The 974-nt window shown below is 71.0% G+C and carries 1 pseudogene; it reads left to right on the forward strand.

Annotation, left to right across the window (positions count from 1 at the left end):
- Positions 1-974: pseudogene (locus ACXJKR_RS33505) on the forward strand (hypothetical protein); the annotation flags it as partial.

Consider the following 974-nt stretch of genomic DNA (forward strand, 5'->3'; position numbering starts at 1 on the left):
GCGCGCTGTGGAAGCAGCTCTTCCCGGCCGACCTGCCGGTGGCGCCCTTCACCTTCATGGACATCTCGGCCAAGAACCTGCGCTCCTACCCGGTGCGCAGCGTGCTGGGCCTGCTGCGCCAGCACTACACCCAGCTCGCAYAGACGGCGGGCGATGGCGACCACCCCGTGCTGCTGCCCTGGCGCGCGGCCGATCCGGCGCTGAAGGGCCTGCTCACCGACCTCGGCACGCGCACGCTGAAGCAAGACTTCGGCAATCGCACCATCGAGGTCCCCTTCCCCGGCTTCGGGCGCTTCCATGCGCTGCGCGGCAATTCACGGGCCCATGACCGCGCCATCGACGGCAGCGTCTTCAACGCCAACAGCTGCATCCCCGCGCCGGCCCGCATGCCGGGACAGAAGGGCGGCACCACCACCTTCCGTCTGCGCGCGCTGCCGCCGCAGTGGGAAGACCCGGCCCTCATCCGCAACGGCAGCATCGCCACCGACCCGGCCGACCGCGAGAAGCGCGCCGTGCTGATGGAGCAGTTCAGCGGCCCGGGCGAGTACGCGCTGTGGCAGAGCGACCGCTTCTACAACCGCCGCGTGCCGACCGCCGCGCAGAAGGCCATGCGCCGCCCCGGCTTCACCGGCGTGGAGGCCTCGCCTGTTGAGCCCGACTTCGACTTCCACCAGCGCATCGCCAGCTACGGCGACCACCCCCACCTGATGCGCCGCCTCGGCCTGGTGATCGACTTCGTGCTGGAGAAGAACGACCTGCTCGACGCCCTCGTCACCGCGGCCGGTGCGTCGGCCGCCGCGGGCTTCATGCAGCTACGCATCGTCAACGGCGTCATCGGCGACAGCCAGCGGCCGTGGACGGCCTTCACGGCCACGCGCAAGCGCTTCGTCGTGCGCGAGCGCACGGCTGATCATGCCGACGGCCTGCTGCGCCTCGTCGGCGCCAACGACAACTACCTGCAGGCGCGCAGCCCC

The sequence above is a fragment of the Roseateles sp. P5_E11 genome (assembly GCF_054049355.1).